At 60.6% G+C, this 14,531-nt stretch carries 13 protein-coding genes; 4 read left to right on the top strand and 9 right to left on the bottom strand.

Features of this window, described 5'->3' with window-relative positions; translation table 11 throughout:
* Positions 1-300: 300 nt before the first annotated feature.
* The 4 genes from hslU to GQF02_RS15610 form a co-directional block, all read right to left on the bottom strand.
* Positions 301-1,644, bottom strand: coding sequence for an ATP-dependent protease ATPase subunit HslU (gene hslU / locus GQF02_RS15625; protein WP_124736715.1), 1,344 nt, complete (start codon positions 1,642-1,644; stop codon positions 301-303).
* A 56-nt stretch (positions 1,645-1,700) separates the two neighbouring features.
* Complete coding sequence (hslV, locus tag GQF02_RS15620; protein WP_160798379.1) at positions 1,701-2,237, bottom strand: ATP-dependent protease subunit HslV; 537 nt, start codon at positions 2,235-2,237, stop codon at positions 1,701-1,703.
* A 178-nt stretch (positions 2,238-2,415) separates the two neighbouring features.
* The gene (locus GQF02_RS15615; RefSeq protein ID WP_160798377.1) at positions 2,416-2,916 is read right to left on the bottom strand and encodes a YgjP-like metallopeptidase domain-containing protein; all 501 of its coding nucleotides are present in this window, start codon (positions 2,914-2,916) and stop codon (positions 2,416-2,418) included.
* A gap of 49 nt (positions 2,917-2,965) precedes the next feature.
* Positions 2,966-3,982, bottom strand: coding sequence for a class I SAM-dependent rRNA methyltransferase (locus GQF02_RS15610; protein ID WP_160798375.1), 1,017 nt, complete (start codon positions 3,980-3,982; stop codon positions 2,966-2,968).
* A gap of 184 nt (positions 3,983-4,166) precedes the next feature.
* On the opposite strand from GQF02_RS15610, the gene yqfB reads away from it, so the two are divergent.
* Positions 4,167-4,481, top strand: a complete 315-nt coding sequence (yqfB, locus tag GQF02_RS15605; RefSeq protein WP_160798374.1) for a N(4)-acetylcytidine aminohydrolase — start codon at positions 4,167-4,169, stop codon at positions 4,479-4,481.
* A gap of 81 nt (positions 4,482-4,562) precedes the next feature.
* Complete coding sequence (locus tag GQF02_RS15600; protein WP_160798373.1) at positions 4,563-6,419, top strand: ABC transporter ATP-binding protein; 1,857 nt, start codon at positions 4,563-4,565, stop codon at positions 6,417-6,419.
* 43 nt (positions 6,420-6,462) lie between these two features.
* Here GQF02_RS15600 and GQF02_RS15595 read toward each other — a convergent pair whose 3' ends face one another.
* Together GQF02_RS15595 and GQF02_RS15590 are read right to left on the bottom strand one after the other, a co-directional pair.
* Positions 6,463-6,675, bottom strand: a complete 213-nt coding sequence (locus tag GQF02_RS15595) for a YdcH family protein (RefSeq protein ID WP_124736721.1) — start codon at positions 6,673-6,675, stop codon at positions 6,463-6,465.
* Positions 6,676-6,809: 134 nt separating this feature from the next.
* Complete coding sequence (locus tag GQF02_RS15590; RefSeq protein WP_160798372.1) at positions 6,810-7,406, bottom strand: HdeD family acid-resistance protein; 597 nt, start codon at positions 7,404-7,406, stop codon at positions 6,810-6,812.
* Between the two features lie 158 nt (positions 7,407-7,564).
* Between GQF02_RS15590 and GQF02_RS15585 the strand changes: the two genes are divergently transcribed.
* A complete protein-coding gene (locus GQF02_RS15585; RefSeq protein ID WP_160798371.1) occupies positions 7,565-8,197 on the top strand; it encodes an exopolysaccharide biosynthesis protein in 633 nt (210 codons plus the stop codon).
* Between the two features lie 4 nt (positions 8,198-8,201).
* Here GQF02_RS15585 and GQF02_RS15580 read toward each other — a convergent pair whose 3' ends face one another.
* Positions 8,202-8,828 carry a LysE family translocator gene (locus GQF02_RS15580; protein WP_124736724.1) on the bottom strand — a complete coding sequence of 209 codons (627 nt, stop codon included), beginning with the start codon at positions 8,826-8,828 and terminating at the stop codon, positions 8,202-8,204.
* Between the two features lie 80 nt (positions 8,829-8,908).
* On the bottom strand, positions 8,909-12,631 hold the full coding sequence (gene metH, locus GQF02_RS15575) for a methionine synthase (protein ID WP_160798370.1): 3,723 nt from the start codon (positions 12,629-12,631) through the stop codon (positions 8,909-8,911).
* A 157-nt stretch (positions 12,632-12,788) separates the two neighbouring features.
* Here metH and GQF02_RS15570 point away from each other — a divergent pair, with 157 nt between their 5' ends.
* The gene (locus tag GQF02_RS15570) at positions 12,789-13,361 is read left to right on the top strand and encodes a YqiA/YcfP family alpha/beta fold hydrolase (protein ID WP_160798369.1); all 573 of its coding nucleotides are present in this window, start codon (positions 12,789-12,791) and stop codon (positions 13,359-13,361) included.
* A gap of 402 nt (positions 13,362-13,763) precedes the next feature.
* Here the strand turns inward: GQF02_RS15570 and GQF02_RS15565 are convergent, their stop codons facing one another.
* Positions 13,764-14,399 (bottom strand): META and DUF4377 domain-containing protein, encoded by a 636-nt coding sequence (locus tag GQF02_RS15565; RefSeq protein ID WP_124736727.1) that lies wholly within the window; start codon positions 14,397-14,399, stop codon positions 13,764-13,766.
* Positions 14,400-14,531: the final 132 nt, after the last annotated feature.

The raw sequence follows: 14,531 nt of genomic DNA, 5'->3' as shown, positions 1-14,531 counted from the left end.
CTTGTTTCGTTTGCGTCGTCAGCTGAGGAGGCGAAATATACAGAACCGTGAAATAGGCGTCAAGCTTATTCTTTAAAAAAGTTAGTGCCATTCATGATTTATTGACAGCAAAAAACAAATAAAAACAAATTAATCAACAGCTTACGAAAGTAAATTCAGGGCAAACATTAATCTAAACATCTGCTGCAACATCCAAATCCGCCATATTCAGACAAAGTTGATGTGCCATTCACCCGGAAGATAAATAAAAAGCCGCACAAAGTGCGGCTTTTTAAACATTAAGCATGTAGTGCCTATCAATCAGAGCACATAACGCGCCAGATCTTCACGCTGGGCAACCATTTCCAGCTTACTGTCCACATACTCGGCATTGATTTCGCACACACCGGCCTTGGCATCGAAGGAAACTTCCTCCAGCAGCTTTTCCATCACGGTATACAGGCGGCGCGCACCGATATTCTCGGTTTTCTCGTTTACCTGCCAGGCAATCTCGGCCAGACGGCGAATACCCGACTCGACAAAGGCCAGTTCCACGCCCTCGGTTTCCAGCAGTGCCTGATACTGCCGGGTCAGGCACGCGTCAGTACCGGTGAGGATGGCATTGAAGTCATCAACCGAAAGCGAAGACAGCTCGACCCGGATCGGGAAACGCCCCTGCAGCTCGGGAATCAGGTCCGATGGCTTGGACAGATGGAACGCACCCGATGCGATAAACAGAATGTGATCGGTCTTGACCATGCCGTACTTGGTGGTCACCGTGGTGCCTTCGACCAGTGGCAACAGATCGCGCTGCACACCGGCACGCGAAACATCGGCACCACTGCCTTCGGAGCGGCTGGTCACCTTGTCGATCTCGTCGAGGAACACGATGCCGTTCTGTTCGACATTGGACAGCGCTTCGCTGCGCAGTTCTTCTTCATTCACCAGTTTGGCGGCTTCTTCATCGATCAGCACGCGACGCGCTTCGGCCACGGTCATCTTGCTGGCTTTTTTCTTGCCTGCGCCCAGACCCTGGAACATCGACTGCAGCTGGCCGGTAAAGTCTTCCATCCCCGGCGGGCCCATGATGTTCATCGCGGGGGCCGCAGCGGCGACCTCGACTTCGATCTCCTTCTCGTCCAGCTTGCCTTCGCGCAGCATCTTGCGGAATTTCTGCCGCGTGCTGTTCTCTTCAGTCTTCTCTACGGCTGGCGCAGGCTCGTCGGCAAAGAAACCCGGGCTCTGGCGCGGCCCCGGCAACAGGACATCAAGGATACGGTTCTCGGCCGCGTCTTCGGCACGATAACGGTTCTTCTTGATGGCGCTATCGCGAGTTTCCTTCAACGCCACTTCCACCAGATCGCGGATGATGGTGTCGACGTCACGCCCGACATAACCGACCTCGGTAAACTTGGTCGCCTCGACCTTGATAAAAGGCGCATTGGCCAGACGGGCCAGACGGCGGGCGATTTCGGTCTTGCCCACCCCGGTCGGCCCTATCATCAGGATATTCTTGGGCGTGATTTCGCTACGCAGCGGCTCCGCCACTTGCTGGCGGCGCCAGCGGTTGCGCAGGGCAATGGCGACGGCACGCTTGGCGGCGTGCTGGCCGATGATGTTCTTGTCCAGTTCGTGGACGATTTCCTGCGGGGTCATGGTAGTCATGGAAACTCCGTTCGGGCGATTACCGCGCACTATCGCGGCAATCAGCACACGCGTTTTCAGTCCAGTGTTTCAATCAGATGATTCTGGTTGGTGTAGATACAGATGTCGCCGGCGATTTCCAGCGACTTCTTCACGACCACGGCAGGATCAAGCTCGGTGTTCTCGAACAGCGCACGCGCGGCCGACTGGGCAAATGCGCCACCCGAACCGATGGCGGCAATGCCTTGCTCCGGCTCGAGTACGTCGCCGTTACCGGTAATGATCAGCGTGCTGTCGCGGTCGGCCACGATCAGCATGGCTTCCAGCCGGCGCAACATGCGGTCGGTACGCCAGTCTTTGGCCAACTCGACCGCCGAGCGCACCAGATGCCCCTGATGCTTTTCCAGCTTGGCTTCAAAGCGCTCGAACAAAGTAAAGGCATCGGCGGTACCGCCGGCAAAACCGGCCAGCACCTTGTCGTGATACAGACGGCGCACTTTGCGCGCGGTGGACTTGATCACGATATTGCCCAGCGTCACTTGCCCGTCGCCGCCCAGCGCTACGCGCTCGCCGCGACGGACAGAAATAATGGTGGTTCCGTCAAACTGCTGCATATTGATTCCCGATAAGAAGAGCTGCCACGGTCATTACGACAGCTCTCTCTATATATTGGCAGGCGCTCAAATTGCAAGCTCAGCCAGACACGGCTCCGGATAACAGAATAACAAGCACAAGCCCGTTGGGAGCGGGTGGAAGATAAGAGGCAAAGAGAATAGATAAGAAAAAACGGACTCAGGCGTCCGTTTTCATGTCGCGCCAGGTCAGCCACAAGCGCATATCGAATTCCAGCTGGTGATAGTCGGCGTCCATATGGCAGCACAGCTTGTAAAACGCCTTGTCGTGCTGCTTCTCCTTCAGGTGCGCCAGTTCGTGCACCACGATCATGCGCAGGAAGGGCTCGGGTGCTTCGCGAAACAGCGCGGCAATGCGCACCTCGTTCTTGCTTTTGAGGCGCTTGCCCTGCACCCGCGAAATCTGGGTTTGCGTGCCCAAGGTGCCGCGCACCAGATCCATCTGGTTGTCGTACATAACCTTGGCCAGCGCCGGTACGCTTTTCAGATAGCGCTGCTTCAGCTCGCCGACATACTGATACAAGGCTTTGTCGGTCTGGATGTCATGGCGCCCGGGGTATTTGCCGGTAATGACCTCGCCCAGCGAGCCGGCGTCCATCAGGGCGCGCACGCGTGCCTGCAGTTCAGGCGCGTAGTGTTGCAGGTACTTCAATTCGGACATGGAGGCAAACGGATAAAAGCCGGGCCAGACGGCCCGGCGTAGAACAGAATCAAACCGACAACTGCACCATTTTCAGCGGCGGGTTGCCATCGCTGCTCGGGAAGTCGGCTTCGGGCATGATCCACTGTGCGGCGCGAATCGGACGGCCGGCCTTGGCCGCACTGCGCTGCAACTGATCCAGCCAGGCATCGCGATCAACCTGTGCCACATTATTGCAGCAGATCAGCGTGCCGCCTTCGGCGGTTGCCAGCAGTGCCGGCTTGAACAGCGCCGAATAGTCATTCACCAGATCGACCACGCCGAACGGGCTCTTGGCATAGCGTGGAGGATCCAGGAAGACCAGATCGAACTGGCGCGGCTCAAGTTCGGGGAACGGAGGCATGCGCTTGCCGCGCACGAACTTGGCCTGACCCAGGCCGGCAAGCTGGCGCAAGGCGGCAAAAGCATCGCTATGCAGGAAACGCGGACGGGTCGGCAAGGCGTTCATCTTGGCATTGGCACGGCCGACAGCCAGACTGGACTCGGCAAAATCCACATTCATCACAAAGCTGGCACCGGCCTTGGCCGCAGCCAGACCCACGCCGCAAGTATAAGAGAACAGGTTAAGCACGGTCTTGCCGGCTGCCAGCTCCATCACGCGGCGGCGTCCGGCGCGCAAATCGAGGAATAACCACGGGTCTTGCCCGGCATGGCGACCCTGAATGTAGTAATCGACACCCATCTCGCGTGCAATGTGCGCGGCTTCGGCCGCTTCCAGCTCGGCACCGCCAAGCTCGTTGGCAATGCGCGAATTGCCGGCGCTGCGGTCGTTGTATACCGTTACCAGCTCAGGGATGGCTGCGCGGAAAAAGTCGGCAATCGCCGCCTCTTCGCCTTCAGCCAGTGGCGTATGGAAAGTCTGGATCAATACCAGATCGCCGTAGCGGTCTATGGTCAGGCCCGGACGGCCTTCCACGCTGCCGTGAAACAGGCGCCAGGTATTGGTGCCTTCGGCGGTGAGTTGGGCGGCCAGTTCGGCACGTGCGCTGCTGGCGCTTTGTAACAGTTCATTCAGTTCGGTATGCATGCAAGCTCCCTTAAAAGGATAATCGGGCCGGCTGGAGAGAGGCGCGGACGTCATCTTCCTTTCGGGTGGCGCGGCATTGTACTCTGCGACAGGGTCAAGCGGGGTACTATGCCGGCTTTGTTTGGTCCGGCACATGCTGCACCGTCAGCGACACTGGCCCCGGACACCAGCCAAGGCAACAATCATGAACCGCAAATTTACCTTCTTTTCCCGCTTCATTCCCGACATTCTGGCCGGGCGCAAGACCATTACCATCCGCGATGACAGCGAATCCTGGCCTAAGCCTGGCGAACTGCTGGAAGTCCATACTTTTGAAGACGACCGCTGGTTTTGCCAGTTGCGCGTGCTGGAAATCAGCCCGCTGGCGCTGGCCGACTTCAAAGAAGAACACGCGCAGCAGGAAAACATGAGCCTGCCCGAGTTGCGCCAGGTGATCGCCGATATCTACCCGGGCCAGGACGCCTTCTGGCTGATCCGCTTCGAAGTCACCGCACAGTAAACGCCAGTACAATAACAGGCAGGTATTCCACCCATATAATCAGTGCCATCGCCAGGCGGCGACACTGAAACGGAGACTGTCTTGTTTAGCTGGTTTGAAAAAAGAGTCAATCCCTATCCGGATAGCCCGGCGGCACAACCGCCCAAGGGCTTTTTCCCCTTTGTCTGGTCGGCTACCGCCGGCATGCGCCCCCTGATTGCCGGCATGATCGTACTGACTGCCAGCATCGGCGCTTTTGAAGCCTTGCTGTTCTCCATGCTGGGCTCGGTGGTCGACTGGCTCAGCCATGCCAGCCCGTCGACCTTGTGGCAGCAGGAGCGCGAAAAATTGCTGCTGCTGTTCGCCATCCTGATGACCAGCCCCCTGCTGGTTGCCCTGCAAGCCATGTGCAAGTATCAGGGCCTGTTCGGCAACTTCCCGATGCGTCTGCGCTGGAACTATCACCGCCACCTGCTCGGCCAGAGCATGCATTTCTATCAGGACGAATTCTCCGGCCGCGTTTCGGCCAAGGTGATGCAGACCGCGCTGGCGGTGCGCGATACCGTGATGATCGTGTGCGACATTCTGGTGTTTGTGGTGATTTACTTCATCACCATGACCGCCGTGGTCGGCAGCTTCGACCTTGTCCTGCTGCTGCCTTTTCTTGGCTGGCTCGTGCTGTATATCGCCACGCTGGCTTTTTTCGTGCCGCGTCTGGGCAAGGCCGCCAGCCGTCAGGCCGATGCGCGCAGCCTGATGGCCGGGCGCATCACCGATGCCTACACCAATATTTCGACCATCAAATTATTCAGCCATGCCCAGCGCGAAGCCGGCTTTGCCAAAAGCGCCATGCAGGAATTCATGCTGACCGTTCACGGCCAGATGCGCCTGGTCAGCGGTTTTGAAGTCATCAACCACCTGACCAGCATGCTGCTGATCGCCAGCACGGCCGGCGTCTCGCTATGGCTGTGGACGCAGGGCAATGTCGGTATCGGCGCGGTGGCGGCGGCCACGGCAATGGCGCTGCGGCTGAACGGCATTTCGCACTGGATCATGTGGGAGATGTCCAGCCTGTTCGAACATATCGGCACGGTGCAGGACGGCATCAACACACTGGCACGCCCGGTCGCGATCAATGATCAGAGCGGCGCGCAGCCACTGAACGTGACGCATGGTGAAGTGCGTTTTGAAAACGTCGGTTTTGCCTATGGCGGCGAGCGCAAGGTCATCGACCAGCTGACGCTGACCATACGCCCGGGTGAAAAAATCGGTCTGGTCGGGCGCAGCGGTGCCGGCAAGTCCACCATCGTCAATCTGCTGCTGCGCTTTTACGATGTCGAACAAGGCCGCATCCTGATCGATGGCCAGGATATCCGTACGGTGACGCAGGACAGCTTGCGCGCACAAGTCGGCATGGTGACGCAGGATACGTCGCTACTGCACCGCTCGGTACGCGACAATCTGCTATACGGCAGGCCGGATGCCGGTGACGAGGAAATGGTCAGTGCAGCACAACGCGCCGAGGCGCATGACTTTATCCAGAGCCTGAGCGACCCCAAGCAACGCACCGGCTACGATGCCCATGTCGGCGAGCGCGGGGTCAAGCTGTCCGGCGGACAGCGCCAGCGCATCGCCATTGCCCGCGTGATGCTGAAAGACGCACCCATCCTGCTGCTGGACGAAGCCACCAGCGCACTGGACAGCGAAGTCGAAGCCGCCATCCAGGGCAGCCTGTACCGGCTGATGGAGGGCAAGACCGTGGTCGCCATCGCCCACCGCCTGTCGACCATCGCCGCCATGGACAGGCTGGTAGTGCTGGATCAGGGGCATATCGTGGAGCAAGGTACACACAACCAATTGCTGGCACAAAAAGGCCTGTATGCGCGGTTATGGGCACACCAGAGTGGCGGTTTTCTCGGCGAGGAAGCCGGAGAGGATGAAAGTACCGTGGCGACATAGCCAATAAAAAACCCGCCTCAGGCGGGTTTTTGCTGTACCGGCCTCAGGCCGCTTTTTTCAGGATCTCGTACAAAGCATCTTTCAGCTGCAACTTCTGCTTTTTCAGCGTTTCCAGCTCTACAGCGCTAGCCAGTTCGATATTGGCTTCGACATTCTTGATCTTCTGGTCCAGATCATTGTGCTCATCGAACAGGCGGGAAAAGTGGGCGTCTTCGGTTTTCAGCTTGGAAATCAGTTCGCGGTATTCTGGAAACATGGTCACTCCTTGATCAATGATGGTTGCCGTTTTATTAATCTTGCTATGGTTTTAGCATAACACGGGCAGGAAAAAAAAATCCGTCAGCCCATCGTTTCAAACCGCGTTTGCTTGATCTGGCGCAAACAGTCGGCTCACGATGCCTTACCCTGCTCCTGCTTGCTGATTTCGGCATGGACACGGCGTGCAGCCAAAGCTATGAATACCGCAGCCCAGCCATCGAAAATCAGCTCGAAGCTGACGGCCAGCCCGATCAGCCACAAGGCCGACACAGGCCAGCTGGCAAGCAGGTAAAGACCGAACAACATGGAAAAAACACCTCCGGCCACCACCCAGCCCCAGCCCTGCTCCGGCCGGTGCTGTACGCCATTGACGGCACGCATAAAGCCGACCGCCAGCAAAAAGCCGCCCATGATCAGGGTCAGCCACGCGGCGGCGGCCAGCGGCTGCAACACCATCAAAGCACCTGACGCCAGATACATCAGCGCCGTCAAAACAGCGATGCTGCGCCCCTTCCAGCCCGCGCCATGAAACACCGCGCTATAGAGCTTGAGTACGGAGGCGGCCACCAGCAAAGCGCCAGCCACCAGTACCGCACCTATGGTGTAAGCCACGCTGGCAAACAAGCCGATAGAACCACCGATCAGGTAAAGCACGCCGACCGCCAACAAGCCCGGCCAGTAACGGGTCAGGCTGCCGAACAACTGCACTGAATAGGGAGGCCGGGACATGAAAATCTCCTAATATCTAAACATTCAACTCGCAATTGTTCTGTTATAGACGTTTGGCATTCAGCTGCCGGATTCAGCTCATCACATAAATGGCATACCAGTGGGAACTAAAGCCGCCGCCCCGGCTCTTTCTCTGCATTCTCGTCTCAGGGTCCATCATGCCCCAAGCCCGCCGTTCGGCCTTATGGCCACGCATTCTGGCCTTACCCGCGCCGCAAAGCGGACAGCGCGTAGCCGACGCCCTCGGTCGCCAGCCGCGCCAGCAGCTGGACCGCATTGCACTATTGGCGCTGCCCATGCTGATCCCGGTCGCCCTGCCCGGCATGTCGACCACGCTGGGGCTGATCACCGTCGCACTGGCACTGGCCCACCTGCGCCAGCGCCCGCTCGCCCTGCCCGGTTTTATCGCAGAACGCGCGCTGCCGGACGTGCTGGTGCGCGGCATGGACAAGCTGCAGACGCGCCTGTTTGGCTGGCTGCCGCATGTATCACGCCCGCGCTGGCGAGCCCTGTCGGGCAGCCGCATGCGCGCCGGCAATACGCTGATGCTGGGCGTGGCCGGACTGGCACTACTGACGCCGGTGCCGATGGTGAGTTTCGATAATGTGATTCCGGCCGCCGCCATCGTGCTGTTGACGCTGGGGCTGCGTGTGCGCGATGGCGCACTGCTGGCCGCCGGTTACGGCATGACGCTGCTGGGCGCCGCCAGCACCGCCGCCATGTGGTGGGGACTTTCCGTCGCCGGACAGGCCGGCGTGGCAGGCGCGACAGACTGGCTGCAGCGCCTGTAGAACCTTACTTGTTGCTCAGCGTGGCGACCGACAGGCCGGCGGCGACGAAGGCACTGCCGGCGCCGATATTGAGGCCGGCAACCACCCGTGGCCGCGCCTGCAACAGGCCGGCCAGGCGTGACGCGAATGCGCCCATCAGCGCGAACACGACACAGGTCAGCGCGGCAAACCACGCGCCGTAGATCAGCATCTGCACGCTGGCGTCACCTCGTGCCGGGCTGACGAACTGCGGAATGAACGCCAGCACGAACAGGCCGGGCTTGGGGTTGAGCACGGCCGAGAGCAGGCCGGACAGGAAGATCGCCCGCATCGGCTGGCGTGCGGCCGGCTCGAAGCTGATCAGGGAGCGCGTGCGCAAGGCCTTGATGCCCAGCCAAACCAGGTAGCCGGCGCCAAGGCCCTTGACGATCCAGAACACCAGCATCGACGTCTTCATCAACAGCGTCAGCCCGCAGGTCGCGAGCAGGACATGGAACAGGATGCCGGCGCCGGACGCAAGCGAAGACACCAGTGCCGCCCGCCAGCCCTGGCTCAGGCCGCGCCCGATCGCGAGCAGGTTATCCGGGCCAGGCGAGACAATCAGCAATACACAGGCCGCGGTATACGCGAGCCACACTTCAAACGGAAACATCGGTTTCTCCCCTGTCTTGCGCGGGTCTGTGCCCGCGCTTTTATTGTCGCGTAAGCCGCGGCCGCCGGCCGCGGCTTACCTCAGGCGCTATAGCCGAGGTTAGGCGCGAGGTCACGCTCGGCCTGCTCGATGCTGACGCCGCGACGCTCGGCGTAATCGGCGACCTGGTCGCGGCCAAGCTTGCCGATGCCGAAGTAGCGGCTGTCAGGATGGCTGAAGTAGAAGCCGGATACGGCGGCGGTCGGCAGCATGGCGTAGCCTTCGGTCAGGCTCATGCCGATGCCCGGCGCGTCCAGCAACTCGAACAGCGCCTTCTTCACCGTATGGTCCGGGCAGGCCGGGTAGCCCGGTGCCGGGCGGATGCCGCGGTAGGCCTCGTCTATCAGCGCCTCGTTGGCCAGATCCTCATCTGCGGCGTAGCCCCAGAACTCGGTGCGCACCCGGTGGTGCATCAGTTCGGCGAAGGCTTCTGCCAGACGGTCGGCCAGAGCTTTCAGCAGGATGGCCGAGTAGTCGTCGTTAGCGGCTTCGAAACGCGCCACATGCTCATCGATACCGATGCCGGCGGTGACGGCGAAGGCGCCGATATAGTCGGCCTTGCCGGTTTCACGTGGAACAATGAAGTCGGCCAGCGCCCAGTCCGGGTTGCCGTTGCCATCTTTGTCGGTCTTGACCAGTTGCTGACGCAAGCCGGTCCAGCTCATGCGCAGCGCACCGGACTCCGGATCATAGATCTCGATATCGTCGTGGTTCACGCTCGCAGCCGGGAACAGGCCGAGCACGGCATTGGCGGACAACCAGTTGCCGTCAATGATCTGCGCCAGCATCGCCTGCGCGTCGACAAACAGGCCGCGCGCAGACTCACCGACCACCGCATCCTCAAGAATGGCCGGGTAGCGCCCGGCCAGCTCCCAGCTCTGGAAGAACGGCGTCCAGTCGATATAGCGCGCGATCTCGGACAGCGGGTAGTGCTCGAAACGGCGCACGCCCAGCCACTGCGGCACCGGTGGCGTGTAGCTGTCCCAGTCGGCCTTGAAGCCGTGCGCGCGCGCGTCTGCGATGGACAGCAGTTTTGCCTCGCCGCGCCCTTCATGGATGGCGCGCGCCTTGGCATAATCTGCCGCCACTTCGGCAACAAAAGCATCGCAAAGGGTATCGGACAGCAGGTTGGAACACACGCCGACCGCGCGGCTGGCATCGGCCACATAGATCACCGGCCCGCTGTAATGCGGCGCGATCTTGACCGCAGTATGCACACGGCTGGTGGTGGCGCCGCCGATCAGCAGCGGGATAGTGAAGCCCTGACGCTGCATTTCCTTGGCGACATGGCTCATTTCTTCCAGAGACGGCGTGATCAGGCCGGACAGACCGATGATGTCGGCGCCAACCTCGCGCGCAGTATCGAGTATCTTCTGGCATGACACCATTACGCCCAGATCGATGACCTGATAGTTGTTACAGCGCAGCACCACACCGACGATGTTCTTGCCGATATCGTGCACGTCGCCCTTGACCGTCGCCATCACGATCACGCCCTTGGCAGGCGCGTCGGCCAGGCCCATGCGGATCTTTTCTTCCTCGATAAACGGCTCCAGGTGCGCCACCGCCGCCTTCATCACCCGCGCCGACTTCACCACCTGCGGCAGGAACATCTTGCCGGCACCGAACAGGTCGCCGACCACGTTCATGCCGTCCATCAGCGGGCCTTCGATCACATGGATCGGGCGCTCGCACTTGAGGCGCACTTCCTCGGTATCCTCAACGATATAGGTGGTAATGCCCTTGATCAGCGCGTGCTCGAGACGTTTTTCCACCGCCAGCTCACGCCAGGCCAGGTCCTCGCCCTTGCCAACCTTGGCGTCACCGCGGAAGCTTTCGGCCAGCGCGATCAGCGCCTCGGTCACCGCCACCATGTCCGCGCCGCGCACCAGCACCACGTCCTCGATACGCTCGCGCAATACCGGATCGACTTCGTCGTACACCTCCAGGGCGCCGGCGTTGACGATGCCCATGGTCATGCCGCGCTGGATGGCGTGATAGAGGAACACCGCGTGGATCGCCTCGCGCACCTTGTTGTTGCCGCGGAAGCTGAACGAGACGTTGGAGACGCCGCCCGAAATCTTGGCGTGCGGCAGGTTTTGCTTGATCCAGCCGGTGGCCTCGATAAAGTCGAGCCCGTAGCGGGTGTGCTCCTCGATACCGGTGGCGACGGCGAAGATATTGGGGTCGAAGATGATGTCTTCCGGCGGGAAGCCGACTTCGTCGACCAGGATGCGGTAGCTCTTCTCGCAGATCTCGATCTTGCGCGCGTAGGTGTCGGCCTGACCCTGCTCGTCGAAGGCCATCACGATCACCGCCGCGCCGTAACGGCGCAGCAATCGCGCCTGCTCGATGAACTTGTCCACCCCCTCCTTCATCGAGATCGAGTTGACGATGCCCTTGCCCTGGATGCACTTGAGCCCGGCCTCGATCACCTCCCACTTGGAGCTGTCGATCATGATAGGCACGCGCGCGATATCGGGCTCGGCAGCGATCAGGTTAAGGAAGCGCACCATGGCCGCGTGCGCGTCCAGCATGCCCTCGTCCATATTGATGTCGATGATCTGCGCGCCGTTGACCACCTGCTGGCGCGCCACATCCAAAGCGGTCGCGTAGTCGCCGTTGAGGATCAGCTTGGCAAAGGCCTTGGAGCCGGTGACGTTGGTGCGCTCACCGACGTTTACGAACAGGTCGTGGTCGCCGATATTGAACGGTTCAAGGCCGGACAGCCGGCACTTGGGCTCGATCGCCGGCAGCGCACGCGGCGCGACGCCGTCCACCGCCTGCGCAATCGCCGCAATATGCTCGGGCGTGGTGCCGCAGCAGCCACCGACAATATTGATCAGGCCGGACTCGGCCCACTCGCGTACCGCCTGCCCCATCTCGGCCGGCGACAAATCGTAGCCGCCAAAGGCATTGGGCAGGCCGGCGTTGGCGTGCACCGACACGAAGCTGGCCGAAATCCGCGCCAACTCTTCCACATAGGGGCGCAACAGATCCGGCCCCAGCGCGCAGTTCAGGCCGTAGCTCATCGCCTCGGCGTGGGACAGGCTGTTGTAAAACGCCTCGGTGGTCTGTCCGGTCAGCGTACGCCCCGACTGGTCGGTGATGGTGCCCGAGACCATGATGGGCAGGCGCGCCACGTCCGGACGGGCGTCGAAATAGCGGTGGATGGCGAACACCGCTGCCTTGGCGTTGAGCGTGTCGAAGATGGTTTCGACCAGCAGGAAATGCGCGCCGCCGGCTACCAGGCCGTCGATCGCCTCGGTGTACGCCTCTACCAGCTCGTCGAAACTGACGTTGCGGTAGCCCGGGTCGTTGACGTCGGGGCTGATCGAGCAGGTGCGGTTGGTCGGCCCCAGCACGCCGGCACAGAAGCGCGGCTTGGCCGGGTTCTGCGCCGTCGCTGCGTCGCACAGTTCGCGCACCAGGCGCGCCGCCTCGCGGTTCATCTCCCACACCAGCGACTCCATGCCGTAGTCGGCCATGGCGATGGAGGTGGCGTTAAAGGTATTGGTCTCGATAATATCGGCGCCGGCATCAAGGTAAGCCTGATGGATGCCGGCTATCACGTCGGGCCGGGTCAGTACCAACAGATCGTTGTTGCCCTTGACGTCGTGACCCCAGTCGGCAAAGCGTTCGCCGCGGTAGTCGGCCTCTTCCAGCGCATGGCGCTGGATCATGGTACCCATGCCGCCATCGAGAATCAGGATACGGTGGACAAGTGCCTGGTAGGCTGGATGATCGGTATGGGCTGGCTTCATAATGCGATGCTGTCGGCGGTAGTTTTTATTGCCGTCTATCTTATCATCATGATTAGGCCGATTGTCAGGCCGCCTTAGAACATTTGATTATCAGGATGCAATGGCTGGCCGCAGGCCATGGCGTACCCGCCCACCCATCCCGTACCCGGTACATACCATGCCTAACTGGCTCTATCTGCACGGTTTCAAATCCGGCCCCGGCTCGCTCAAGGTCAGCGAAACGCGCGACTATCTGGCCGCCCATCAGCCAGATACCACCTTGCTCTGCCCCGCGCTGTCGCCCTACCCCGCGCAAGCGCTGCAACAGGCAGCCGGGCTGATCGAAAGCCTGAGCGAAAAGCCGCTATTGATAGGCAGCAGCCTGGGTGGCTTCTACGCCACGGCACTGGCCGAGCGCTACGGACTCAAGGCGGTGCTGATCAACCCGTCGGTGCGGCCATTCGACCATTTCTCTGCTTTTGGCGGCGAGCAGCTGAACCCGTACAACGGCGAGCGTTTCATACTGGGCGATGCGGACCGTCAGGCATTGCTACAGATGTTTGTCGCCACACCGCAAGCTGCGCGCTACTGGCTGGTGCAAGGCTCGCACGATGAAATACTGGATTGGCGCGAGGCGGCACGCCATTACACCGGCTGCCGCATGACGGTCTTGAATGGTGATGACCATAGGCTGGCGCGCTGGCCGGCATTGCTGCCAACCCTGGCCCGCTTTGCCCTGTCCGCACCGTAAACAAGGCAATGCCCGCTTGGGTTTGGTACTTATGCTTAGCGCGCCATGCATGCGTCAGCAACCCATCCCCGTTAGGCTCGCGCCGGTGCAAAATCCTCTGGCGAGGTCTTAAGCTGGCCTTTGTTTGAGCGATTCGACGCTAGCGAATCGCGAGTTGGCCAGCGCCTCGCCAGAGGGTTTTGTGCCGGGGTTTCGCGAGACTTCGGGGGCGCCGGGGATGCCAGGGGCCGGGCGCGTCCGGCCCCTGCCCGCTCGCCGCGCGGAAGCGGCAAGTAAAAAACGTCCGCGCAGCGGACACAAAATCCAAAACCCCTATGTGCCAACTTGGAATTGGGACATCGCAAAAAAACCCGCATACGGCCATCAGGCTGCATGCGGGTTTGGCGTTCAATACGCTTGCAATTAAGGCTTGACCACCTCGGACTCGACCACCATGTCCAGCACCCAGCGCTTGGATGGTGCGTCTGCCGGCGGATTGGCAATGTCGAACTCCTTGATACGCAGGCGGTAGTTGTTGCCCGCTTCCGGCGTAAAGCCTTCGATCTGGCCGTAATAGTTCTGCCACGGCTGCGCCTTGTCTTCACGTACCTGCAGACACTGTGTCGGCGCCACACCAACGCAAGGCTTGGTCTCGCCCATCACATAGATGAAACGGGTCTTGCCGCCTTCAAGCGAAGGCGCGGCATCCAGCACCAGCGTCTGCGCCGCGCTCTTGATCACCAGCTTGCCGGCTTGCGCTTCGACTTGCGGCTTGCTTGCCAGCAGCTTTTTCAAGGCTTCTTCTTTTTGCATCAGCTCGGGCGGGCACATCATCATGGTGCTGGCCAGATTGCCGACCACCAGACGGCCATCCTTGATTTCGGCCGGCCCGAACAGACGGTTGCAACCGGCGCTGGCGGCGAGCATGCCTTCCTTCAGCGACAGCGTGGTCTTGCCTTCACCGCTGCCGGCCTGCCATTGGCCGGACAAAGGGGCCTGACTGGCACAGGCAGAAAGGGCGGCGACGGCGGAAAGGGCAATAAGGGTATGACGGGTCATAATGTCTCCTGTTCAGTCGCCGATATAATTTCGATACGACTTGGTTGCAATATAGCGTTGAGCCGCAGCATAAACGAAAAGCCCGTCGCATTGCGACGGGCTTTTGTTTACATCTGTTGCCGGACAGGCTTA

The organism is Craterilacuibacter sinensis (assembly GCF_009831765.1).
Taxonomy (GTDB): domain Bacteria; phylum Pseudomonadota; class Gammaproteobacteria; order Burkholderiales; family Chromobacteriaceae; genus Craterilacuibacter; species Craterilacuibacter sinensis.
Note: the sequence above shows the minus strand (reverse complement) of the source record. Positions and strands in the feature narration are given on the sequence as shown.